Annotated in this window: 19 protein-coding genes and 1 pseudogene; 6 read left to right on the top strand and 14 right to left on the bottom strand. The window is 60.0% G+C overall.

What is annotated here, in order from left to right; translation table 11 throughout:
- Positions 1 to 179: 179 nt before the first annotated feature.
- The 7 genes from B0G77_RS40360 to B0G77_RS40390 form a co-directional block, all read right to left on the bottom strand.
- A complete protein-coding gene (locus tag B0G77_RS40360) occupies positions 180 to 3,110 on the bottom strand; it encodes a Tn3 family transposase (protein ID WP_133667430.1) in 2,931 nt (976 codons plus the stop codon).
- A gap of 267 nt (positions 3,111 to 3,377) precedes the next feature.
- Positions 3,378 to 3,626: a hypothetical protein gene (locus B0G77_RS40365; protein ID WP_133667431.1), complete on the bottom strand. Its 249-nt coding sequence runs from the start codon at positions 3,624 to 3,626 to the stop codon at positions 3,378 to 3,380.
- A gap of 310 nt (positions 3,627 to 3,936) precedes the next feature.
- A complete protein-coding gene (locus tag B0G77_RS40370; RefSeq protein WP_133667432.1) occupies positions 3,937 to 4,824 on the bottom strand; it encodes a hypothetical protein in 888 nt (295 codons plus the stop codon).
- Positions 4,821 to 5,714 (bottom strand): hypothetical protein, encoded by an 894-nt coding sequence (locus B0G77_RS45105; RefSeq protein ID WP_243751491.1) that lies wholly within the window; start codon positions 5,712 to 5,714, stop codon positions 4,821 to 4,823. Before B0G77_RS45105 ends, B0G77_RS40370 begins: the two co-directional genes overlap by 4 nt.
- A gap of 44 nt (positions 5,715 to 5,758) precedes the next feature.
- Complete coding sequence (locus B0G77_RS40380) at positions 5,759 to 6,070, bottom strand: hypothetical protein (RefSeq protein WP_133667433.1); 312 nt, start codon at positions 6,068 to 6,070, stop codon at positions 5,759 to 5,761.
- Between the two features lie 338 nt (positions 6,071 to 6,408).
- The gene (locus B0G77_RS40385) at positions 6,409 to 6,891 is read right to left on the bottom strand and encodes a hypothetical protein (protein WP_347814219.1); all 483 of its coding nucleotides are present in this window, start codon (positions 6,889 to 6,891) and stop codon (positions 6,409 to 6,411) included.
- A gap of 118 nt (positions 6,892 to 7,009) precedes the next feature.
- Complete coding sequence (locus B0G77_RS40390; RefSeq protein WP_133667434.1) at positions 7,010 to 8,179, bottom strand: tyrosine-type recombinase/integrase; 1,170 nt, start codon at positions 8,177 to 8,179, stop codon at positions 7,010 to 7,012.
- Between the two features lie 177 nt (positions 8,180 to 8,356).
- Between B0G77_RS40390 and B0G77_RS40395 the strand changes: the two genes are divergently transcribed.
- From B0G77_RS40395 to B0G77_RS40415, 5 genes and pseudogenes are all read left to right on the top strand, one after another.
- Complete coding sequence (locus B0G77_RS40395; RefSeq protein ID WP_133667435.1) at positions 8,357 to 9,310, top strand: DNA-binding protein; 954 nt, start codon at positions 8,357 to 8,359, stop codon at positions 9,308 to 9,310.
- Between the two features lie 16 nt (positions 9,311 to 9,326).
- Positions 9,327 to 9,527, top strand: a pseudogene (locus B0G77_RS40400) (Tn3 family transposase); the annotation flags it as partial.
- 512 nt (positions 9,528 to 10,039) lie between these two features.
- Positions 10,040 to 10,243, top strand: coding sequence for a hypothetical protein (locus B0G77_RS40405; protein ID WP_133667436.1), 204 nt, complete (start codon positions 10,040 to 10,042; stop codon positions 10,241 to 10,243).
- A gap of 48 nt (positions 10,244 to 10,291) precedes the next feature.
- Positions 10,292 to 11,449, top strand: coding sequence for an iron-containing alcohol dehydrogenase (locus B0G77_RS40410; RefSeq protein WP_133667437.1), 1,158 nt, complete (start codon positions 10,292 to 10,294; stop codon positions 11,447 to 11,449).
- A gap of 152 nt (positions 11,450 to 11,601) precedes the next feature.
- Positions 11,602 to 13,113 carry a CoA-acylating methylmalonate-semialdehyde dehydrogenase gene (locus B0G77_RS40415; RefSeq protein WP_133667438.1) on the top strand — a complete coding sequence of 504 codons (1,512 nt, stop codon included), beginning with the start codon at positions 11,602 to 11,604 and terminating at the stop codon, positions 13,111 to 13,113.
- A 113-nt stretch (positions 13,114 to 13,226) separates the two neighbouring features.
- Here the strand turns inward: B0G77_RS40415 and B0G77_RS40420 are convergent, their stop codons facing one another.
- From B0G77_RS40420 to gcvA, 7 genes are all read right to left on the bottom strand, one after another.
- Positions 13,227 to 14,234, bottom strand: a complete 1,008-nt coding sequence (locus B0G77_RS40420) for an MDR family oxidoreductase (protein WP_133667439.1) — start codon at positions 14,232 to 14,234, stop codon at positions 13,227 to 13,229.
- A 147-nt stretch (positions 14,235 to 14,381) separates the two neighbouring features.
- The gene (locus tag B0G77_RS40425) at positions 14,382 to 15,221 is read right to left on the bottom strand and encodes an ABC transporter permease (RefSeq protein ID WP_133667440.1); all 840 of its coding nucleotides are present in this window, start codon (positions 15,219 to 15,221) and stop codon (positions 14,382 to 14,384) included.
- A gap of 4 nt (positions 15,222 to 15,225) precedes the next feature.
- Positions 15,226 to 16,488 (bottom strand): ABC transporter permease, encoded by a 1,263-nt coding sequence (locus B0G77_RS40430; protein ID WP_133667441.1) that lies wholly within the window; start codon positions 16,486 to 16,488, stop codon positions 15,226 to 15,228.
- Between the two features lie 52 nt (positions 16,489 to 16,540).
- On the bottom strand, positions 16,541 to 17,542 hold the full coding sequence (locus B0G77_RS40435) for a polyamine ABC transporter substrate-binding protein (RefSeq protein WP_243751516.1): 1,002 nt from the start codon (positions 17,540 to 17,542) through the stop codon (positions 16,541 to 16,543).
- A gap of 75 nt (positions 17,543 to 17,617) precedes the next feature.
- A complete protein-coding gene (locus tag B0G77_RS40440) occupies positions 17,618 to 18,709 on the bottom strand; it encodes an ABC transporter ATP-binding protein (protein ID WP_133667443.1) in 1,092 nt (363 codons plus the stop codon).
- 377 nt (positions 18,710 to 19,086) lie between these two features.
- Complete coding sequence (locus B0G77_RS40445; RefSeq protein ID WP_243751492.1) at positions 19,087 to 21,639, bottom strand: CoA transferase; 2,553 nt, start codon at positions 21,637 to 21,639, stop codon at positions 19,087 to 19,089.
- Between the two features lie 233 nt (positions 21,640 to 21,872).
- Positions 21,873 to 22,781, bottom strand: coding sequence for a transcriptional regulator GcvA (gene gcvA, locus B0G77_RS40450; RefSeq protein WP_133667445.1), 909 nt, complete (start codon positions 22,779 to 22,781; stop codon positions 21,873 to 21,875).
- Between the two features lie 425 nt (positions 22,782 to 23,206).
- On the opposite strand from gcvA, the gene B0G77_RS40455 reads away from it, so the two are divergent.
- On the top strand, positions 23,207 to 23,641 hold the full coding sequence (locus B0G77_RS40455; RefSeq protein WP_133667446.1) for a hypothetical protein: 435 nt from the start codon (positions 23,207 to 23,209) through the stop codon (positions 23,639 to 23,641).
- The last annotated feature ends 9 nt before the right edge of the window (positions 23,642 to 23,650 follow it).

Raw genomic sequence — 23,650 nt, forward strand, 5'->3', positions numbered from 1 at the left:
CTCGTGGCGGGGGTACAGTTTTGATCTGCGTCATTTGCAGCTAATGTGGGCACGCGTGCACGGTTAGATGGAGTTAATTTTGGCCGAAAACAGCATCGTTTGCAGGCTCGGCTGGTTTCAACTGCAGGTCGCTGCAATTAGGCCGTCGGGACGGCCTGGCTTGGCCGTCGACAGAGACCTCAACCTGCGCGCTGCGAGGGTGACGATGCGCCCACCATGAGGCTCGGCATGAGCCGATCCACATAATCGGCGATCGGAAAGTCGAAGGTGCCGCGCAGATTGATACCTGCCAGCGACGTTGGGGCGATGCTGCGCAGCTGTTCGGGTAACACAGGCTGGTCGCCGAGCTTCTCGATCGTGTCGAGCGCGCGTTGCATGTGCTCGGTATTCCACGCCATGACTGCATTGGTCAGGAGCGTCAGCGCCGAGGAGACGGCCATCATCGAATGGCGGTGACGCGTGAGTTCGACGGGAATCTTGCCTTGGTGAATGGCGCGCTGCACATTGTGGACAGCCTCGCCGCGATTGAGCGCGTGCTGCAATTCGCCGCGAAATACCGGCACTGTAAAGTAGTCGATCAGGAAGATTGTCCGGAAGAGCCGCCCAAGATGAACGCCGCCGTCGTAGAGCGGTTGTCCGCGTGCGGCGGAGCCAAAGCGCGCAAGAGCCTGCACGGCCGTGCAATGACCGCTTTGCACGGCCGCTGCAACGCGTACGAAGTCATCCCACATAGCTTCGATTGCGTCGAGTTGGACGTCGCGATCGGTGATCGCCGCCAGATCCGCCGGTATCTGGAAATCAACCGGTACATGCAGGTGCCGGTCCCGCAGATGAGCCAGCCGGGGACACAGGTCGAAGCCCAATGCGCGGGCGAGCCCCATCGCGAAATCGGTATACCCATGGGTATCGACGGCAAGCATAGCCACGTCGTCGGTACTGCTTTGCCGGATCACACCCTCGATCGCGACACCCGCCTGTCGCTCGTTGAGCACGATCGGCTGGTCGTAAAAGATGCCCCAGCGATCGCGCACATGCGTGTACACGCCAATCGACGCCGTGCGTCGCCGCGGATCGGCACGCGCCTGCCAGACCGTTTTCGTCGTTTCCAGCGACATCATGTCCGACGACGCAAGGTCCGCCCGGCCCCAGTGCTGCGCGATCGGATGCTGGTGCATGAATTCGAGCACAGCATCGGCAGCCTGGCGCAACATCCGCTCGTCCGCGATGCGGCTCATCATCTGGCGGATCGCGGTCGCCGACAGTTCCGGCACCATGCGGGCGATATCGGCGGCGGACATCGACGTGCCGTGTGCGAGAACCGCGGCATAGACCATCAGCAGTTCGGTGCGCGAGCGCGGCTCCCGACCCAGCAGTATCCAGCTGAAGCGCACGGTGCTGTCGACTTCGAGAATGATCCTCGGCAATTGCCCGTCGGGTCGGGGTGCAAAAATTGCCCGGCGCAGCGATTCGAGCGCGACATCGTGCGGATGGGCGCCCAGCGGGCCAATATGGACTGCATCATCGACGCGCAGCTCGCCGCGCGCCACTGCCTCGCGAAGACGTTCCAGACCGGCATTGAGATGCTCGATGACCGGCTTGAGAAATTCCTTGGGGTCCTGAGGTAGTTTCAGATGGCCATAGTAATGATTGCGTCTGGCCTGCCATTCGTCGTCCGGGATCAGCAGCGTGGCCTGACTGCGGAAATCAAAGCTGTGCTCGACATAGACCGAGCCGTTGCGCAAGGCGACGCGTAGCGCGAAAAGGGTTGCCCATTCGAAAGCGAGCAGCGCCTGGTTGCGGTCTTCGTTCTCGATCAGGCGTTGCCAGGCCCGACCGAGCTGGATGGTCGTGTTCTGCGGCAGCTCGACCGATCTGCTCGCGTAGAGGTCGCGCAACAGCGCGATCGCTTCGATGACCGGATGCGCGATCTGCGCTTCGAATGGCAGCGTCAACAGCCTGGCGAGCATGGCGCGAGCGACGCGCCGTTTGGATATCAGTTGCGAGCGAACCAGACTTGCGCGGCTGGGCGTCTCCTGTTTGAGCACTGCATCCGCCAAGGCAGAGATCTGCTCGACCAGTTCGTCGTGCGTCAGACTTTCGTCGGTGGCTATCGCCTTGACGGCCGTGGCAAAGTGGTGCATCTGTGCCTTGAGGTCTGGCCGCGCTGCCGAAACCCTGCTGTTCGCTTCGTTGAGGGATTTACGAATCCAGCGGCCGAGCATCGAAAGCAACTGGTCGGTGGCGGTGCAGAGCGCATACCGTATGAAGCATGCGGCCTCGAGCCGGCGAGACGACTGGATTCGCTTGCTGACCGATGGTTTGCGATGGGCACAGCGCCGCGCGAAGTGTCGCACGCTTGCTTCATTGCATGTCGTCGGCCAGTTACCGTGTACGCCAAGCTCGATCAGTCGATCAATCTTGCGAAACAGTTCGCTCATCTGGTGCGTCGAGTTGCGCAGCGGCACCGACCACAGCCATTGCTGCAGGCTCGCAACCGATCCATGCGGCAACGGTAGCAGGCGTCCCCAGCGATCAAGCGTCGCTTCGCCGAACGCGTGGACGAGGCTACCGGTCAGTGTCGTTTCGACATCGCGCGCGGCCTGCACAAGTAGGGGCGTGAGCGCGCGATCCTGCTGGATCAGGATGCGATGTTCATAAAGCCATCGTTTGAGTTCCTGCATCAGATCGGCGCGATTCGGACGCCCCGCCAAGCGCTCCTTGAGCCAGCGCACAACGTAACGGCGCTGATGTTCGGCCATCGGTACGAAGCCGAGCGCCTGATAGGCGATCACCTGATGATCGAAAAGCGTGCGCTCGCGCGTTTCGTAGAGGGTGCGCAGCGTGCCGAGGTCTGGTGGCTCGATCCCGAGATGCTTGCCCAGGTGGCTCCACAAGATCTGCGGTACATACTGGTAAGCATCGAGTGTCGCGCCGGTCATGCGCACGAAGCCGATATGCAACGCGAGCGCGAACCGGTAGAGGGGACCACGGCGCGCGTTGATCAATGCCCGTTCTTTGGACGAGAACGTAAAGAACGTGGCGAGTTCGAACTCGCTGAGATCGCGCGGCATACGCCGCATGCCCAGATAAGCCAGTCGCCAGTGTTCCATCGTCGTCCGCTCCGGAAGCGAAAGAGGGACCGACCAGCCTAGCCGGAAAAAATTGGCAGATCAACAGACAATTGTCGGAACACGCCAGTACGCGATCGAGAGCGAACCACAAACAGTAACTATTTGATCTATATAAACATAATATTGGGGTCCGACCGTTAACCATTGTCGCGCCTAGATCGCGCTACCGTCGTAATCTGTATGGAAATCACGGGGACGCCTTGCATGCGCACTTCCGGTACTCATCTGCGCGTCGTTGCGCGACAATCATCGTGCACCGATGTCTGGTCGCTCGTTCTCGATAGCGCGCGGGTACTCCACATCGATACAGATCCCGAAGAGATCGGCCGCAACTACAAAGCCGTACGCCTCGCCGGCGATACCCGCGAAACGCTTGAGCGCCTCACTGCAGTGCTCGGCCAGCACAGCCGTGACCGCGCTGCGATCGAGCCCAGGATTGCCGATGCATGGACAGCTTTCGATCGGCCACGCACCCCCTTGTTTCGGAGAGCACACCGATTCGTCCCGAACGGATTCTGGCGGCAATCCAAAAGCGAATGGCTTCCGATCCGATCGTAGTCACTGACGCCAGCTATTCATCAATCAGGGTTGCAACGGGTGCATCAAATATGTACGGAGCATGGTCGACGGTCGCAGGACCGACAATCTTCTTGCACTGCCCCAGCGATAGGCCCGTCCGTGGCAATACCGGGCAAATGAACGCGCACGCATGAACCTGATATGCGGGAGGAACGGTTTCGGATATTCCTCCCGCTTTCATCGCATACGTCCGAACGAGAAAGCCTCCAGTTCATCCGTATCGAAGCTAGGCATTCGTCAGGCCGTGGCTTACTTCCAACTCTTCGAGGATCTGAGCAGCCTGAAATGGGTCTCGTACCAGCCGAAGGTCGATGCCTTTTTGTCCGCTCATGAACCGCAGGCGAGCCAGCAGTTCGTTGGCGATCTGACTGGCTTCCTTCGTCTTTGCCGTGTTTAATGCCGCTGTATTGATCAGTAACGCGGATTGCGCCGGGGCGTTCGATCGAAGGATGGATGCGGTGATGTCCAGTTCGAGTATCTTGCTTTCCGCTTCTTTCTGTAAGGCTGCGAGATGCGGTGCCGTTTGTGGAAGGCTTGTCACCTGTATCAGATGCTTGTCGTGCGCATAGTCGATTGTCATGCCTGCTGCGCCGGCCACTTCGATGGTCCGATTGAAACGCGACCTCCGCTCATCATCGTTCTGCGCAAACACTGATCGAAGCGATCTCAGGAATTGTCTGGTCGGCACCGAGTCCCGTTGAACCTGCTCTTCGTCGTCTTCAAAGTACGATCTCGTACCAAAAGCCGAGAGCGTTCGGATTGCGGTGTCGACGACCTGCTTGGCGGAGTATCCCTTGATACTCGTTGTGGTACCAACATCGAAGCCGTCGTAAGGCGCGACAACCTGGTCGAAATCGGCGCCGGCGATCATCTGTTGCTGCATGAATTCTGCGACATGCTGCATGATTCCGAGGGCGGACTCAGCCCGCTTCGCGCCAATCATCGCGCGAAGCTGTTTGGGGTGGAACGCGATAGGCGTTGCGATCTCGCCGCGATTGGGCGACTGAAACTGAACGAGTATCAGGGAGACGAAGCGCTCTCCGGTCGTTGCTGTCGGCGTCCATAGCACGGGAGCGGCGCGCGCAGCAAATGGTGGGCTTTCCCAGATATTCATGACGAAGGAGACCAAAGATTTTTAGCGGTGGGCGTTTCGAGCCGTTGCTCAAGATACATCGCCAGCGGCTTCAGGCGCAGCGCTATCAGATCAACAATGGTGGCGGCCACCATCACGATGGGGGCGATCCTAGCGTCCAGTTTCCACTTTCGCATTTCAATGGCTAGAAACGAAAGCTTTTTCGCCTGTTTGACTAACCTGTCCGCTTCCTTGAGGATGCCCTCATTGCCCGAGTGCCTACTTTTCAGCTGTGAAAGAATCTGATTAACCCGGGCGATGTGATCGACGACCTTACGCTGCGCGCTCGCTTCACCAATCGAGGCATACAGATCGGAAAGGGGTTGCAGGGCGAGGTTATGATCGAATAACCACCAGTTGACGCCATCGAACAGCAGGTTCTGGGCGTGCCGATCCGGGTTCGCCACGAGTTCGTCCCAGGCCGCCCCTTGCGGTGCAACCTCATTTTCACATACCTTTTGCCAGATATATTCCGTTCCTAGCTCACCCTCCTTCGTCCGCTGCACCGTGAATGGATCGGGTGGTTGAAACAGACTGCCGAACAGCAGGACAGGGCCATTTTTAAGGCCATTGGGGTGGTTTGGCAGTTCATCCAGGTCCGCGATCACAAGCGCCGGGTTCGGTACCGGCAATCGCAAGACCTGTGAGGCAAGACCACAAGCCAGTTCGATGTCGATCTGGGATTGGCGTGGAAGATACTTTGCGAATACGGGGATACCCGGCTCATCCAGTCCTGGCACGCCTGCGAGGCCCTTCCAGACGTGATTGAGATGGTCGCCGTAAACCTTTTCGCCGACACCCAGCAACCGGTAAATTGGCGGCCTTTGGACGAGCGTGGCTAGATCGGAGGGTAGGTCATTTCGCGTGGTCATAGTCTTCCGCGTGCCATTCGCTCGGGGGTGTATGCTACTGCCATTCATATTTTGCCATCAATGCTCCGCAATCGGACGACGGGTGGCAGATCGACCGGGGTTTGTAATCGGCGTCGTCCCGTAACGGCGCCAGCGCGCCCGGGATCGTGCGGACGTCCTGTCGACAGAGATAGCGATCTGCGTGCATGGGTTGGCTGCATCGTCATCGCTCGGAAGATCTGATCGCGAAGTGTGCTCAGGCTAATCCATTTGACGGTGCTTCGGAAGGTGCGGCCGTTCGCATTGATCGACTCGATGATCACGTGCTGACCGCTCGCTTCGGCGATCGCACGCACAGTGCGCTGGCCGTAATGCATCAGCGCGCCTATGAGCGCACAGGCTGGGCCCTTTCGCCCGGCTCCTCCTGCCCGCGTTTTCCCGACGCGAGTTTCCTTTTCCATCGGGCCTAGGCCCGCTTCCTCCGCCGTGCCGTCGTTTTGCTGGATGGCGCCGAGGGAACCGGGACCTAGCGTGTCGGCCCGGTGTTCGCGCCGGACGGGCTACGGGGGTGCGTGCGGCAATGGTCCTCGCGCAATCTGGGTGAGCATGGTTGGCGCTGGATTCGCGTCGAGCAGCCAACTGTTCCTGCAACATCACGTTCGTCGCCTGTACGGCATCGAGCCGCCCCTGCAGCATGCCCGCCTGATGGCGCGCGTCACCGAATTGGATCTACAGCGCCTCGACCGCCCCGCGATGCTCCGCCTCGCGCCGGTCGGCCAGCTTCGTCGTCTCGTCGGCTTCGTTCTGCAGGCTTCACGACGGCGCTGCGCTCGCGATCGGTCTCCAGCAGCGCGCGCTTTTCCGTGGCACGCAGGCACTCTTCGGCACGCTCCGCCGTTTCCCGCAGATTCGCGAGGTCCCGCGAAAACCCCTCCCGCACCTTTTCAAACTCACGGTCGCGCGCCGCCGCCTCGGCCTTCAGGTGGCTGACCTCCGCCTCGAGCGCCTGCCGCGCGACGTGGCCCTCGGCCTGCGCCTTCTCGAGCGGGCGGACCTCGACCTGCGCGGCGAGCAGCGCCGCGGTGCGCTGTTCCGGTGCCACTTCCGTGCGTTCGGTTCGCTGCGGACATGCAAACGCGTTATCGGCATTGTTCCGCGGCTCTTGAATTTGACGAACGTGCGGGTGCGCTGTGTTCATCGGCAGACCGGACTATGCTGGGTACGACAGCGCGGCCGCCCGGCAAGCCCGGGTATCGCGACGCGGCGTCGGGAGATCATCGGCGGGTGATCGGTAGAGGGGCGATATTTTGCCCGCGTCAAGAGTCGGGTCGAACTGTATCGACTTGCTCCCGCACGGTTTCGGTGTGTCGCCGGTCATCTTCCACGTGAAGATAGATGCCGGTCGTCTGGATTGATGCGTGACGCATGTTCTTCTGGATGAAGCGCAGGTCGGTGCCGGCGTCGGCCTGATGAGTAGCGGCGCTGTGACGCAACCAGTGAGTCGAGGCGCGTCGCAGCTTTGCTGCGCCCGCTGAATCACTCGCTTCAAGCATCCCGGCGGCCCGTCTAAACACTTCCTTGACGATGAGGTAGACCGCCGACGGCGTCAGATGTCTGCACGGGTCGCCGGCGACGCTCATCAGCGCGGCCGTGGTCTCGTTCCCCGACGGCGTTGGCGCCAGTCCGTGAAAAACCCGGTACCGCGCCAGGTCCGCCATCAGCGCGGCGCTCACCGGCACCTCCCCTTCGGTGCCACCCTTCCCGACCACGTGCAGCCACCACCTGCCGCGCCGCGGATAGAAGTCCGCTGCCTTTGCATTCGCCGCCTCCGAGACCCGCAGCCCTGTGTGATATAGCAGGCGGATCAGCCAGCGGCTGCGCTCGTAGTGCTGATGATCGCGCGCGGTCAGCCGCGGCCACTGCTCGACGCTGGCGAGCACGTGGTCCCAGAGCGCGTGATCCAGATACCGTTCGACCCGCCGCGTACGTCGGGCTGCAGTGCCGGTCCGGCGGCGCAGCGCCAGTGGATTGCCAGCCAGATAACCGGCGCTGACCAGATACGTCAGCAGGCCCGACACGATGCCAAGCGCCTGATGCTGGCTGCGCTCCGACAGCGGCCCGTCAAAGAGGCGCCGCGTGCCGCCCCGCCGCGGCAGGGTTGGATCCGCCCAGTCGCCGGTCGGCGCCGCGAGAAACTGCTCGTACAGCACAAAGTCCTCGCGCGTCAGGCTCGAGAGTGGCTTGCCCAGCGCCTGCGTGGCCCACAGCAGCAGGCGTACCGCTTCCTTGCGGTAGCTGCGCAATGTGTGGGGCGAACCGGCATATTCCGCGAGCCACAGGCGCACCGCCTCGACGTCGCTGTCCGCGGCGATCTGCCGGTGCCCGCCGCGTGCGCGGTTGACACCGTTGTGCCCGTCGAGAGCGGCCGGCAGCACAAGGGAAAAGATCGGTTCTGGTGATTCTGGGGCTGCAGCGGGCAGGTTCATGGTGTGACGCGTTTTGAAGTGGGTGTTTGGCAGCGTACACGATCAGAACTTGCGATTATGCGCCTTATCGTAAATTTCTTGCCTGTATCGTTATGTATATAACGTAATACGTAGATATACGATTATACTTGCCGGCAAAACTCCACTCCCTCGACCACTTCACGGTGAAATCCACTCATGAGCCGCATCAGCGACACCCGCATCCGCACCCGCGATGCCGCCACGCGCTTGGTCGCTGCCGGCCGGTGCCCGCACGAGCTCACCGTCGACCTCATCTACGCGGAGATCCGCCAGGGCAGCCGCACCACGATCAACGACGAGCTCAAGCTCTGGAAGGATGAGCAGGCGCGCCACGACGCGCTCGCTGCGGCGCTGCCGCCCCCGGTTGCCAATGCGATGCTTTCGCTCTGGGCGCTCGCCGTTGAGCACGGCGAACAGGTGTTCGCACAGCGCGGTGAAGAGCTCGAGCGCGAAGCGACCGACGCCACGGCACGCGCAGAGTCGTCGGAGACTGCTCATGCGGCGCTCGAGGCCCAAGCGCAAACGCTGCGCGCGCAACTCGAGGACCGAGAGGTGCGGCTCGCCGCGGCGACAGCTGAGCTCGCGCGCGCCCAGGCTGAGCACGACACGGCCGTCCGCGAGGTACAGACTGTCGCAGCCGGGCGAGATGCCGCGCGCGCCAACGCGGAGGAAGCCCTGCGTGCGGCGCGGGCTACACATATGCGCGAGCTCGAGACGCTGCGCGCCGAACACGCTGAGCGCGAAGCCGCCCTGCGCGTGCAGATCGACCAGGCAACTGCGCGGCTCGAAGGTGTGCAAAAGCGCGTCATGCTGCAAACCGAGGAGGCGCGCGATGCGCAGCGCCGCGCGGAAGCGGCGCTGGCCAAGATCCAGCAGCGCAACGAACAGCTCGTCGGCGACGTGCAGCGGCTCACGGCTGAGGCGGGCGAGCAGCGGCGCCTGGCCGAACGGCACGAAAAGCAACTCGCGGGCGTTATGGACGAGGCGCGCGAACTGCGGCGCGAGCGTGACGCGCTCGCCCAGCAGGTCGCGCTGCTGCAAGGACAGCTCAACGCGCGAGCCGAGCCCGCGCCGACGCGGGCGACGAGGCGTTCCCGTCAAGCAACCTGACGGTGCGACACACAGCCTCTACAACGTGCAGTGGATGTCGCGCAAACTGAAGGGGTTGCAGGGGAAGGGCCACCCGGTCGACGCCGAGGTGCTCCAGGCGCTGTCGCCTTACCGCAGGGACCACATCAACCGGCTCGGATCCTGTCTGCTGGATCTTCAGCGGAAGGTCCCGCCGCTCGATCCATCGATCGATTTCGGCTTTGAATCAGCCGCTTAAGCCGATTTTGGCGAAAATTTCACGATCCCGCCCGACCCTCCACTGCGGGTACGCCTTGCGGGAGCTCGATTCCCGATGTGGAGAATAAACCGGTCGGCTATTTTTGCTGCAGTACACCCCCTGAAAGCCAAGCCTGGCAGCGGTTTTCGGAGGATTTTCAGGTTTCGGGGGATGGGCAAAAATAGCCTTCCACCTCGCCCCGACGGCCAAAGCCATAAGTAAAGCGGACCCATCATCGTCTTTTTTATTGCTTTACCCGCTCCACGTTCTACCCGACAGTAACCTCAGCGGGCCGCCACGGCAGCTTGCAGCCGAAACGCGATTGATCAGTGCTGACGGCTACCTACGACAATGATGACCTGCATAGCAGAAAATCTGCGGGTCCGGGAGACGAGACGATGAGTCATGTGGAAGCTTAATCAACTACCGGCTTACGAAGTCAGGGCCATTCACTTCGGCCGACACACGGCCGGCCCGGCCATGGGCATATCACCTTGCTGCGATCTCTGTTAATGACGCTGGATTTATTGCGTCATCGCGATGCACGCCTGCAGGGACCTCTCGAACAGGTGATGCCTAACTGGGAATTAAGGAACACCGAAAACCATACCGCTCCGGCAAGTTTCACCATTCCAAATATCAAAGATATCGATGTTTTATTATCTAAATTATCAGAAAGACAAGGCATCGAGATGAAGACTTCAATTAATGATTAGATCCCGGATAGCTTTTTATATTTAACCGACATTAATACTGGATTCGATATGTCTAACCATGTGATTTTGCCGCGCATCCTTCAGGTCGGCGCCAACGCCAGCGAGACAGTTCCCGCGGTTCTGGCGACTCTCGGCTGCAGTCGACCTCTGATCATCACCGACAAGATGATGGTGCAGCTGGGCTATGCCGGGCGCATTCAGGAAAATCTCGCCGCCAATGGCATGACAGCCGAAATTTTCGCTGATACGGTCCCCGAGCCCACGGTTGACTCGATTCGAGCTGGCGTGGAGAAGGCTCGCGCAGGAGACTACGACAGCATCATTGCACTGGGCGGCGGCAGTCCGATCGACAGCGCCAAGGCGATTGGCATTCTTGCCAGGCATGGTGGAGAAATGCGCGACTATAAGTTTCCGCGCATTGTTACCGAGGTTGGGTTGCCCATTATCGCGGTGCCCACCACTGCGGGAACCGGCTCGGAAGTGACGCGTTTCACGATCATCACTGACGCGCAGAACGACGAAAAAATGCTCTGCGTGGGCATCGGCTTCATGCCCGTGGCAGCCTTGGTCGACTACGACCTGACCCTCAGCCTGCCGCCGCGCGTCACCGCCGATACGGGTATTGATGCGCTGACCCACGCGATCGAGGCCTACGTCAGCCAGAAAGCCAACCTGTACAGCGACAGTCAGGCCCTGGCGGCCATGCGCTTGATTGGCCCGAACCTGCGTAAAGCCTATCGATCCGGCCGGGATACAGCCGCCCGCGAAGCCCTGATGCTCGGTTCGACGCTCGCCGGTGTGGCGTTTTCCGCTGCGTCCGTGGCGCTGGTACACGGCATGAGTCGACCGATCGGCGCCTTTTTCCACGTTCCCCATGGGCTGTCCAACGCCATGCTGCTGCCCAGTGTGACCGCGTTCTCGATCCCGGCGGCGGAAGAACGCTACGCTGATTGCGCTCGTGCCATGGGCGTGGCCGACAGGCAGGACAGTACGCAGGCCGCCAATGCCAGGTTGCTCGCTGAATTGCGGTCGATCAACGATGACCTTCAGGTGCCGACGCCCGAACAATTTGGTATCGACCGCGAGCGCTTCTTCAGCTTAATGCCGACCATGGCACAGCAGGCTCTGGCCTCCGGCTCGCCTGGCAATAACCCACGCGTGCCCTCGGTCGAGGAGATGGTCGAGCTCTACCGCGGTCTCTGGTAAGCGAATACCAAAAAAACCGCATCTGATCTATCGAAGTCAAGGTCGTTCAGATGCGACAACAACAACTCTTGGCGTCGGGAAGCAGAACCCTATTCCCATCGCCCCTTTTTGCGGCCCTTAGAGCCTGTTCCGATCCCAGCAAGGAGTATGAAATGCAGCCCTTCAACGACGACGCAGACGTGGTTCACTTCATCAACGGTCGCCGCGTGCCAGGCTCAGGCACTCGAAAGCAGCCGATATTCAACCCCGCGACCGGTTCTCCGGCACGCATGCTGCACCTCGGCGACGCGTCCGACGTAAGTGCCGCCGCAGCGTCAGGGACACAGGCGTTCCAGGGATGGAGCAATACGCCACCCATCCGTCGCGCGCGCGTCATGCGCCGCTTTCTCGAACTGATGAACCAGCACAAGGACGAGCTGGCAACGATCATGACCGCCGAGCATGGAAAAGTGTTCAGCGATGCGCAAGGCGAAGTGGCACGGGGCATCGATGTGATCGAGTTTGCCTGCGGCATTCCGCAATTGCTGAAGGGTGACCATACGGAACAGGTGTCGACCGACATCGACAACTGGACGACCCGGCAACCACTCGGCGTTGTCGCGGGAATCACGCCTTTCAACTTTCCGTGCATGGTTCCTTGCTGGATGTTTCCGATCGCGATCGCCGCAGGCAATGCGTTCATTCTGAAGCCCAGCGAGCGTGATCCCTCAGCGTCGCTCTACATGGCCCGCCTGCTGCAGGAAGCCGGGTTGCCTGACGGCGTGTTCAACGTCGTGCAGGGGGACAAGGTAGTCGTGGATGCTCTGCTCGAGCATCCTGACGTAAAAGCGATCAGTTTCGTCGGTTCGACGCCGATTGCCAACTACATCTACGAGACGGGGGCAAAGCACGGAAAACGGATCCAGGCGCTTGGCGGAGCGAAGAATCACATGGTTGTGATGCCCGACGCTGACATTGATCAAGCCGTCGACGCCTTGGTCGGCGCAGGCTACGGCTCCGCGGGGGAACGGTGCATGGCGATCTCGGTCGCAGTCCTCGTAGGCGACGTTGCGGACAAGCTGATTCCGCGGCTCGCTGATCGAGCACGCTCCGTAATAGTAAAGAACGGCATGGAGCCCGACGCCGAGATGGGGCCGATCGTCACACGTCAGGCGCTGGAACGCATTGAAAACTACATCGCGATTGGCGTCGAAGAAGGCGCGTCGCTGGTTGTCGATGGACGTGGCCTCAAGGTTCCGGGGCACGAGGAAGGCTTTTTTACCGGTGCCACGTTGTTCGACCACGTCACACCCGAGATGCGCATCTATCAAGAGGAAATCTTCGGACCGGTGCTGTCCTGCGTCCGTGCGAAGGACTTTACAGAGGCCGTCGACCTGGTCAACGCGCACGAATTCGGCAATGGCGTCGCCTGTTACACTCGCGATGGACACATCGCGCGCGAGTTCGGCCGGAGAATTGAGGTGGGAATGGTTGGCATCAACGTACCGATCCCGGTACCGATGGCGTGGCACGGATTTGGCGGCTGGAAGCGCAGCTTGTTTGGTGACACGCACGCGTATGGCGAGGAAGGCGTCCGGTTCTATACGCGTCAGAAGTCAATCATGCAACGCTGGCCGGAGAGTATCGAGCAAGGTGCCGAATTCGCGATGCCGACGGCGAGGTAGTCTTTCCACTGCAAAACCCGCTACAGCTCCCGTGCTGTCACATCCCGGCACGGGAGAACACACCACCGGTCCTGAAGTCGCAGGCCTTCAAATCCGAACGGAAGCGCCCGGCATCATGCGCTGCGGCAAATGTCGACAACCGTTCGACCCCTCAGCTTTCCATCCATCATTTGCACGGCTGCCTCCGGCACGTCGTGCAACGCTATTCGGTGCGTGAGTTCGGCGAGCTTTGCTCGATCCAGATCCGCAGCGAGCCGATTCCACGCTGTCTGACGATGAGCGATCGGACACATGACCGAGTCGATGCCCAGCAGTTTTATACCGCGCAGAATGAAAGGCGCAACGTTCGCCGGGAACTCCATGCCTTGCGCGAGACCACATGCCGTTACGACGCCGCCATATTTCGTCTGTGCGCATGCGTTGGCAAGCGTATGCGAGCCGACAGAATCCACAACCGCCGCCCAGCGCTCTTTCTGCAACGGCTTGCCGGTTGCCGACAGCGTGTCCCGATCGACCACATCGGCGGCGCCGATACGCTTCAGAAAATGCGCCTGCTCCGGCTTGCCCGTCGACGCCACGACCGTAAATCCCCAACTGCTCAATAGCGAGATTGCCACGCTGCCCACCCCGCCGCTCGCGCCGGTCACGAGCACTTCACCGTCGGCCGGCTTGACACCGGCCTGTTCCAGCGCAAGGCAGGATAGCATCGCCGTGTAACCGGCCGTCCCGATTGCCATGCTTTCGGCCGTTGATAGTCCCTGCGGTACCGCAATCAGCCAGTCGGCCTTCAGGCGGGCTTTCTCTGCGAGGCACCCCCAGTGTGTTTCGCCGAGGCCCCATCCGTTGACGAGGACAATATCGCCCGCATTCCAGCGAGAATCTGTCGATGTCACCACCTCGCCGGCGCCATCGATACCCGCCACCATTGGCCAGGCGCGCACGACCGGACCGCGGTTCGTGACCGCTAGCGCGTCCTTGTAGTTAAGCGTCGAGTGCGCGATACGAATGAGCACTTCGCCGGCTGCGAGGGGATGCTCGTCGAGGGTTCGGTCATCGAGGCTGGTAACCCCGGCCGAAAAACCGTTGTCATTCTGCTGCAGATAAAGGGCTGAAAAAGCCATGCTTGACCTCTTTGACGGTAAACGCAGGCGGTCAGGCGAGGCGAAATGGTACATCCGGACAACATAAACCATGCAAGGATGTACCACTTCGCCCCATGCCTGACGGCTTCCACGGGCATAAGGCGACAGGTGCCGCGGCAAGCAATGTCACGTCGCTATCTGTCGCGCCGCGCTTCTGGACCTCAGCCACTCCATCGTCACCAGAAGCAGGCTGGAAAATACAATCAGAATTGTCGCAAGGGCAGCAATCGTCGGAGTAATGTTTTCCCGGAGGCCGATGAACATCTGCAACGGCAATGTACCTTGTGTCGGACCCGCGATGAACATCGTGATGACGACATCATCGAGCGACGTGGCGAATGCAAACAGGGCTCCAGAAATAACGCCCGGCGCAATGATGGGCAGGGTGACGGAGAAGAACGTCCTGACGGGCGACGCACCGAGGCTCAGGCTCGCGCGCACGTAATTCTGGTTGAACCCGGCAAGGGTGGCGTTGACAGTGACCACCACGAATGGAGCAGCGATAGCGGTATGACCGAAAATCAGACCAAGGTACGACCCGGCTAAGCCCCACTTCGCAAAGAACAGATACATCCCGACGGCAGTGACGATCACCGGCACGATCATCGGCGAGATCAATATGCCGATCAGCGCGCCCTTGCCTTTGAACGTCGCCTTGTTGAGGCCTAACGCGGCCAACGTCCCGAGGACAGTGGCCAGGATCGTGGCAAGCGGGGTTATGATGAAGCTGTTTTTTCCGGCACGAAGCCAGTCAATGGACGTAAACAGATTGTGGTACCACTTGAACGAGAACTTGTGTATCGGATAGACCAGGAATGTATTGTCCGTGAAAGAAAGCGGGATGATCACCAGTATCGGCAAGACCAGAAACAGCAGGATCATGACATTGGTCGATCGCAAAAAGTAGTGCCACGCGATCTCGGGAGCCGATGTATAAGGTGCAAAACGCGATACGGTCGTTTTCATGGTCCTAACCTACCTTCAGTTCGTTGCCGACGATCTTTCGATAAACACCGAAGAGTATCAACGTCACGAGAAGCAGAACCGCTCCCAGTGCGCACGCCATCCCCCAGTTCAAGGCCACATTCGTGAAATACGCGATGTAGTAGCTCACCATCTGGTCGCCGGCTCCGCCCAGCAATGCGGGAGTGATGTAGTAGCCCAACGCCGTGATGAATACCAGCAGTCCGCCGGCGCCGACTCCCGGCAGCGTTTGCGGAAAGTAGACCTTCCAGAACGCGCCGAACGGGTGACTGCCCAGCGAGATCGCTGCCTTCGTATAGCTGGCTGGCACGGATTTCATGACGCTGTACAGCGGCAGGATCATGAACGGCAGGAGGATATGAGTCATCGAGACCAGCACCCCCGTCCGGTTGAACAGCAGTGTCAATGGAGACGATATCAGGTCCAGCGACAGCAACGCCTTGTTGACGAGGCCGGATCCTTGAAGGATGACGATCCAGGCGGAGATCCGCACAAGGATCGAAGTCCAGAAGGGAAGGAGCACCAGAATCATCAGCAGATTTGCCTTACCCGCCGGCAGACTGGAGATCCAGTATGCCAGGGGGTAGCCGAGGAGCAGCGCGGCGAGCGTTACCAGGCCGCTAATCACGAACGTTCGCTTGAATACCTCCTGATATGCCGAGGCGCCTGGATCAACCGGAACGATGTCACCGGCAGGATTGCGACGGTAGTCCGCCGTCGCGAGGAGATACTGGCTTGTGTATCGGGATGAATCTTTAGCGATTGCCTGCCAGTAACCGGGATCTTCCCAACGCCTGTCGATTTCGATCAGCTTTTGTCGAACCTCGTGCGCAGGCAGCGCTGAATCATTGTCGCCGAACGGAAGTGCACTCGAAGTCTTGTAAAACAACGAACGGAAACCCTCCTTCTGCCCGTTCAGTCGACCGGCAGCGGTACCCGAACTGTTGTTCCCGCCGTTGCGCTCGATATCCAGCATCAGCCCGCGAAAGGCGTCATCCGGAACTGCCGATTTCCGATCCCAGTTTCGCAGCGCCGCCGTCGTGTCTGGCAACGCGTCAACGACTTCCGGACTCTGAATCGACCGCGAAATCATCGACGCAACGGGCATCACGAATACCAGAAAAATGAAAATAGCGAGAGGAGCGACCAGCGCCAGCGCCGCCATCTGCTTACGTAAATTCACGTTCCTGAGCGATCGCTTGAGCTCACGCAAATGCCAATCCTGCTGCTGAGTAGTTACCGCGCTCATGTCTCTCTCCTTCGCGTACCCGTGCGTTCGAGCGATGGGTACGCAATTCGCGTTATTTCGCTGCCCACGCGGTGAAACGCTGTTCTAGCGCGTCGCCGTGGTCGGTCCAGAACTCTACGTCGTTGGGGATAGCGTCTTTGCCGTTCTTCGGCGAGTTAGGCAGGTTTACAAGAGTGGCTGCATCAAGCAGCTTTAAGGCGCCCTTGTTGGTTGGCCCGTACGGAATGTGCTGCGCGAACGCAGCTTGAGCCTGAGGTTCGAGCACGTAGGCAAGGTACTTCTCGGCTGCATCCTTATTTTTTGAGCCCTTCGGAATCACGAAAAAGTCCAGCTCATAGATGCTTTGGTCCCACGAGATACCCAGGTTCTTGTTCCCTGCCCGCATTGCGGCATCGATGCGGCCGTTATACGCGGTGGACATCGAAACATCACCGGCGACCAGGAACTGCGGCGGCTGTGCGCCAGCCTCCCACCACTGAATGTATGGCTTGAGCCCGTCCATCTTCTTGAACGCCCGATTGACGCCAGCCTCCGTGCCCAGCACGGTGTACACGTCTTTCGCCGGAACGCCATCTGCCATCAGTGCGAATTCGAGGTTATAACGTGCCTCCTTCTTCATGCCACGCTTGCCAGGAAATTTCTTGACGTCCCAAAAATCCTTCCAGCCCTGTGGCGTGCCCTTCGTCAGCGTCGGGTTGTAGGCCAGCACGGTCGACCACACGAATGTGCCGGCAGCGCAGGGAGTCACCGATCCAGGCAGCAGATCACCCTTTTTCGCGATCTTCGACCAGTCGAGCTTCTCGAAGAGTCCGTCCTGACAGCCGCGTCCGATGTCTGCCGACTCGACTTCAACGACATCCCACGTGACATCTTTGGCGTCGACCATCGCTTTGACTTTGGCCATTTCGCCCGTGTACTCAATCGCATTCGTCGGAATACCGCTCGCTTTCGAGAACGGTTCAACCCAGGCAGCCTTCTCGGCGTTCCCCACGGCGCCACCGTAATTGACCGTCGTAAGGCCGTCGGCCAATGCGAAAGCGGAACAACACATCATGGCAGCGACGCTGACCGTATTTCTAAAGAACCTCATTTCGTTCTCCTTGGCACAAGGTGATTTCGCTACGCGTGGTCAATTGAAAACTCTCAGATGATCTTCATGAAACGACAACGCGATTCGATTTCCCGGTTGGACATGGGCCGCCCCGTCCTGCCCGAGCGGAACCTTCACGAAACACTCTGTTGCTCCGGGGCAGCGGCAGCGTAGCCGGACGTGATCGCCGAAGTAGATCATCCCAAGCGTTTCGCTGTTGATGACATTGCGCTGCTGTTCGGATTGCCGTCCAATCGAGAGCCGCTCGGGACGGATCACCCCTGTGGCGTGGCTACCGACATTGACCCCGGCAACATTCAGCGCACGTACGGTCGTACCGTCTGCAATACGCAACTCGCAATAATTACCGTCCCGGCTTACGACGGTGCCTTCCACCCGATTACTGTCACCAATGAAGTTGGCTACAAACAGATTCGTCGGCGATTCGTAGAGCGAGTCGACCTGGTCGAGCTGTTGAATCACCCCCTGATCAAAGACCGCTACTCGATCTGACATCGTGAGCGCCTCACCTTGATCGTGTGTGACGTACACAAAGGTCAGGCCAAGGGATTCGTGCAATGCCTTGAGTTCTATCTGCATGTGCTCGCGCAGCTGTTTGTCCAGCGCGCCAAGCGGTTCGTCCATCAGCACAAGCTTTGGGTTGAACACCAGCGCACGCGCAAGCGCCACGCGCTGTTGCTGACCGCCTGAGAGCTGACCTGGCATTCGCTTACCCAGCTTTTCCATGTGGACCATCTCGAGCGCCCGCTTGACGCGCGCGGCCCGCTCGTCTGTCGGCATCTTGCGAACCTTGAGGGGATACTCGAGGTTCTGTCCGACGGTCAGGTGTGGGAAGAGTGCATAGTTCTGAAATACCATTCCGATGTCGCGTTTATGCGGCGGAATACGATTGAGCAACTGACCGTCCAGCCAGATTTCTCCATCGGTTGGGTATTCAAACCCGGCGAGCATCATGAGACAGGTGGTCTTTCCCGAGCCGGACGGACCGAGCAAAGTGAGAAACTCCCCCTTCTGGATGTCGAGATTCAGGTCTTTGACGACGAGTGTTTCTCCGTCGTATGTCTTCCGAACATGGCGGAAGCTCACAAATGTGTTGCCCTGGTTTTGCATGATCGTTACCTTCAATGTCTTTCGGTGCGGAAGGCACCTGGCAGCGCAGGCGGTAGCGCTGTGTCTGCAGATCGGCTGCGGCGACAGGGAGGCGCACAGGGGACCTCCTTCCCCGTGCCTCGCCATGGGCGTCTTCGCGCCATGTGCTGCGTAGCTCGATTGAGGTTCTCGATAACGATTTCTGCGCCTCGCCGGGTGTTTTCGGTACCCGGGAGGTTGCGGTGTCGTCCGTGCATCTTCGTCTCCAATCTTATAAATATTCGAACACCTCTTCGCTACAGCCTTTTTTCTTTTAAGGTGCTTGCTGCTATCGTTCGCGTCCACACATCAGCGGAACGGTCGCGATTTGTTCCGGCTTGCCCGCAACGGTGACGTGTTCAGCTGGGCAAGTACTCTTCGCACCAGCTTTCGCCGACCGCCCCTCGCGCAATCAACGTCGCAATCTGGGTATCGCTGTAGCCCATCTTGCACAGAACCCCTCGGGTCGAGGCACCAAACTTTTCTGCTGGCGCCAGTGCGCGGATCGGAGCAACGTGAGGGCGAATCGCAAAAGGATCGAGTTGGGTGACGCGTCGTCCGCTCGGATGCCCGGCATACACACTGAATGAATAGCTGCCGTTATCGATGCCCGGACGATTGTCTGCAGCGCGACTGTAGCGTTGGCGCAAGTTGTCGATATTGTCCGGAATGGCCGCGGCCACATTGGCCGCTTGCAACCGCGTCTGCCAGGTTTCGGCGGAGGCCGTGGCGAGCGCGGAGCTGAGAAACGCTGCGGGATCCGCCGCGCCGCGGATGCCCGTCAGCCCCTCTACGGCGTTTAGCTTGTCCAGTTCCTTTGCGCTGGCGTCCACATACAACCAGTCATCCGCGGCCCGAAAGAAGCGCGACAGGTTGCCAAAGCCCTGGGCGCTACGGCCGGAAGGCTCATCGAACGGAGCCCGCCCTGGGTAGTCGTAGCAGAAGGGGATCTGCACCAGGTTGCCGAGCGATGCCAGGGAGGTCCGGGCACGGCTGATCTCGCCGGTTCTGGCTTTGCGATATAACGCGGCGGCAACGCCGAGCGCTGCAGCGAACCCGCAATTCACGTCAATGGTTCCCACGTGAGCGTGTTCCTCTGGCGTTGCCATGCCGCCGCCGAAGCGCAGCATGATGCCGGTGCCAGCCTGGATCAAGTCGTCGTAACCGAGATAATCGGTTCGCGGGCCGCGACGCGGTCCGCCAAAGCAATCCAGTTGACAGAAGATCACGCCAGGGTTGACGGCCTGGAGACTCGCTTCGTCAAGACCCAACGGTGCCAGTTGACGATCCGGCGCATTCATCACGATCACGTCAACCGAACGAACCAATTGGTTAAACACCTCGCGTCCGTCAGGGTGGTTCAGGTCGACCAGGACGCTTTGCTTGCCGCGGCCCGAAGACATGCCAAAGACCACTGTGTTCCAGGGATCATAGTTGGGTGTTACGGGGTCGAGCTTGATGACATCGGCGCCGAACCGGCCGAGGTAGGAGGTCGAATGCGGACCCGCGATGACATTGGTCAGATCGAGAATACGCACACCGTCAAGCCAGCCGCCAACATGCTGTTCAGATGGGGGCGGCAGTGCCGTGGGCGCGCACTTATCCAGGATGGCCAGGGCTTCCTTGAGACTTACCGTGCGGCGTGAGTCGGGCGAGAGCATCAAGTCGGCACTGTCTTCCAGCCAGGCGATCGCGCCGGGCTGTTTCATGTTGCCGTACTGGTAGTCGTCGACATCGACCACCAGCCCCGCGGCGTTCGCGTGCTCGTCGTGCAACCACTCATGAGTCGAGCGGTGGGGCGCCCCGGGAAACCGGCCTTCGCCGAAAATTTTTTCCCACTCGGCCGCTGTCTTGGTCAGGAACACTTCCTTCATGCGTGCCGAAATGCGCTGGGCCCAATGGTCAGGCAACGGGTAGACACCGAGTGAGGCATCCCCCTCCCACTGACAGAGAGGAAGGTATGGGTCGCTCACTGTCGGCAGCCCGGCAGATAGCATTTCCTCATACAACCCCATCGCCTGAAGGCAACGCTTGGCGTGCGAGCGGTGTGACGGGCATACCGCATAGAACTTGCGACCGTCCGCGCACTCGTACGTGCGGTAAAAGGGGTCGAGATATTCTTGCAGTTCTTCGTAGCTGAGGTTCATCGGAAGATTTTCCGACCGCCGCCGCTCAATTTCCTTTTCACGTAAGGTCTTGTAGCGTTCGGGATAACCGTCGATCTTGATCGAGTTGTAAGACAGCCCCTCCATCACCGCCGCGGCCAGAGGCACCTCGATTTGATCACCCACTCCCGTGCGCTCCCGCGCTTGCAGAGCGAGTGCCACCGCGGAGACAGCCAGCATGGTGCCGTAGGACGATGCTAGCGGCAGCGGCGAAAAGCTCGGGTTTATCCCCATCAGTACGCGGTTCTGACCCATATCGGTGAATACCCCGGAGGCCGACGCAATAATCGGCTCGAGGGCGCGCCAGTGACGACGCAGCGGGTCGTTGCTGGCGAAGCCAGGGATGGACAGCGTAATGAGCTCGGGCCTTTGACGACGCAGCTCGGCAAAGTCCAGGCCCAAACGGGTCATGACATCCGGCCGGAAGTTCTCGATTACGATATCGGCACGCGCGATGAATGCCATGGCCGCCTCGAGCCCCTGCGCGGACTTCAGGTCAAGCTGCAAGCAATACTTGTTGCGGTTCAGTACGGCGTTGGCCGGGCTGTCCCAAAGCGGCCCAGCAGGGGGATCGATGTGAATGACGGTGGCGCCGAGATCCGCCAGGATCATCGCCACGGCCGGGCCGGCGATGTACTGGCCAAAGTCGATGACTTTTACGCCGCTAAAAGGCAGTTGATTATGCTTTCCCATGGTTCGCCGACTCATCTCCAGGACCTGCAGATATTCCGAAACGCAGGTCATCATTGTGGTGGGTCGCCGCCAGCACCCATCAACCGCATTTCGAATGCGAGGCGAGTGGCCTTGGCGACGAACTGGGGATCACTGTCGGATACAACGGGGAGCCGGTAAAGCAATAAAAAAAACGAGGATGGGGTTGTTTTATTTATGGCTGAGGCCGGCGGAGTGAACGCGCAGGAAAATGGCCAGTCAATCGCTGGCAGCCCGGCGAAATGGACGTGCGATGTCAGCCTGCTTGATCAGTTCCGCGCACGCCCCTCCTGGGCCTTCGCACTCAACCAGGCCACGAACGCCGCGGCATCAGGGTTGACGATGCTATGCGGAGAATAGACCAGGTAGAAAGCTTCACTGGTCGTAATCTGGGATTTGAACGGCGCTATCAGTTGCCCGGCATCCAGCATCGACTGGACCAGCGACGAGCGCGCCAAGGCCACCCCTTGACCAAGCTCGGCCATTCTCAAAGCAGAGATCAATGTATCGAACTGCATTCCCTTCGAAGAGTCGACCTGTCCCGCGCCTGCTTTCTTCAACCAGTATCCCCAGCCCTCCTCGTAGCCCAGGACGTGGAGCAGTTCGTGGTGACGGAGATCCTTCGGAGAAGCCAGTGGCGCCTGTTCGGACGGCAAGGATGGGGCGCATACCGGCAGCAACGTATCCCAGGTCAGCCGCTCGGCCTTGAGTCCCGTCCATTCTCCATGTCCATAGCGGATTTCCATATCGGCTTCGACGTCGGTAACGCTCGAATCGCCCCCCCATATGTTGCTGGTGATACGCAGATTGACCTCGGGGTGGCGTTCACGAAAGTCGGGTAAACGCATTGCCAGCCAATGGGTAAAAAACACCAGGCTGACCCGAACGGTAAGGACTCTGCCGTGACCTTGCCCGAAGATCTCTTCAGTTGCGGCCGCCAGTCGCTCTACGGCCTCGTGGACAACCGGCAAATAGGCTAGCCCGGCCTCAGTGAGCTCGAGTCCTCTTGGCAAGCGCTTAAAGAGGACTGCCCCCAACTGCGACTCGAGTCCCTTCACCTGCTGGCTTACCGCCGCCTGGGTCAGGTTCAACTCTGTCGCTGCATGGGTGAAACTGAGATGCCGGGCAGAGGATTCAAATGCGCGCAACCAGTTAAGCGGAGGTAATCGTTTTTTCATTCTGCAGACCGTTTGACTAAAGCTGTCCGACTTCGTGGATTAGTTGCGTGTTGCGGCAACTCAGGATCCACTAGACCTGCGGACGCGGCGGCGTTCCCAGGCGTCGACGAGTGCGTGCTCACTCCAATTGGGCAATCGAACATATGTTAGCGCGGAATTTCGAGCACTCGGAAATGAAAAGCCCGGTGGCGTAAGGTCTGCGATATGCAGTTGAGAAGGCGAGGGATTGTTAGGGAAACACTGATTTATGAGGCTCGGAAGTTATCGCAGAGGTAGCCGCTCCGGCAACCTGAATAGGGCGTCGCGCGATTCGGAGTGCCACGGATCGCGCGGGAACCCGCGCTACAATCGTGCGCTCAGTCATCGGCGGATGCGACATGGCTGATGCAGTGCCATGAGACCGCTCAACAGGAAGCCGCGAATCCATGAACACGAATGAACCGCAATCGCCAGTCTGGCAGCCGATCACCGCGCTACCGGTCATCTTCGATCTCGCCGGCGCCCAGCTTGCCGAGGCGCAGGGCACTTTCGACGCGCTGGCGCAGTGCCGGTTGCATCCTCACGTGCTCGACGATGCAACGCTTGCCCGGACCTGTCAGGTCTATGGCGAGCAACGCGATTTTCTGCCGGTACAGCGCGAGCAGGTCGCACGGTGGCGGTCCGGACCGCTGACGCCGGAGCAACAGGAGGGAGTTGCCCATCTGACGGCGCGGATGGATCGGCTGGCTGCGTTACTCGACGATATCCTTGCACTCGCAGACGAATTGTCGCGCGGTACGATCGACAGGATCATCGGAATGAGCGACGCGGATCTCGCTGCTGCCGTGCTATCCGGCGCGATTAAACTTCCTCAACGTTGACGGCGAACG

This window comes from Paraburkholderia sp. BL10I2N1 (assembly GCF_004361815.1).
In the GTDB taxonomy this organism is placed as follows: domain Bacteria; phylum Pseudomonadota; class Gammaproteobacteria; order Burkholderiales; family Burkholderiaceae; genus Paraburkholderia.